At 36.5% G+C, this 778-nt stretch carries 1 protein-coding gene and 1 pseudogene; one reads left to right on the top strand and one right to left on the bottom strand.

What is annotated here, in order from left to right:
* Positions 1–224, bottom strand: a pseudogene (locus tag COE49_RS27005) (IS6 family transposase); the annotation flags it as partial.
* Between the two features lie 230 nt (positions 225–454).
* On the opposite strand from COE49_RS27005, the gene COE49_RS27000 reads away from it, so the two are divergent.
* Positions 455–703: a polyprotein gene (locus COE49_RS27000; protein ID WP_088233222.1), complete on the top strand. Its 249-nt coding sequence runs from the start codon at positions 455–457 to the stop codon at positions 701–703.
* Positions 704–778: the final 75 nt, after the last annotated feature.

Below are 778 nucleotides of genomic sequence, written 5' to 3'. Positions count from 1 at the left end.
GAGTCATTTGTTTGTTTAAGATGGCGTCGGATTCGTTTGTCCAATTCAGGACCGTACTGATGAACCCAACGCATAATCGTTGTATGAGAAATGGATAAGCCCCGTTCCTCCATCATTTCTACTAAATCACGAAAACTGGGGTTGTACCGTAAGTACCATCTTACCGTTAACAAAATAATATCAGGCTGATAATGCTTCCATTTGAATACATTTTGCTTTTCCATACCAATCACGAACCTTCTTTAGATTAGTAGTATCAGTATGTCCAAGAGTTAGAGATTGTTTATAGTTATTTTGGAATTTTCGCACCAGAATCCTATTCAGACAAAACTTGTGAGCTAGTATTCGACAAAAGTAGGAGACTAAAATAGGTGCCGTCTCAGGTGGTATTGATAGGAGGGAATTGGGAATAAATAGAATAACTATTTATGAAAACTAAGAGGAGGAATATAAAATGTTTAAGTGGTTTAAGAAGTGGGTTAACGGGCCCGATAATCTAGATCAGGTTGCTATTGAGTTTTATATCGGTGACGATAGAGTCGTTCTCATAGGTAATGATGCAATGAACTTTGTAGCTAACTTTAATAAGAAATACCAAACTCTATATGTTGAAAATAAATTAACTGGAACGAATATACGATTTAGGGTGTTTCATGTGGGTACCTACAAGAGAACAACTTATAGAGTAGCAATTGGGAGGTAGCGTTACATCCGAATATTCCGTATGTGGAGGTATACTGGAAATGAAGGAGCATATTTTTATCGTTTTCTGACAGAA

This window comes from Bacillus sp. AFS029637 (genome assembly GCF_002584985.1).
Classification (GTDB): domain Bacteria; phylum Bacillota; class Bacilli; order Bacillales; family Bacillaceae_G; genus Bacillus_A.
The sequence above is the reverse complement of the archived record's forward strand: the minus strand, read 5'-3'. Positions and strand labels throughout refer to the sequence as shown.

Coding starts and splice junctions, on each gene's coding strand:
- COE49_RS27000 (WP_088233222.1), top strand. CDS start 455: ATGTTTAAGTGGTTTAAGAAGTGGGTTAACGGGCCCGATAATCTAGAT.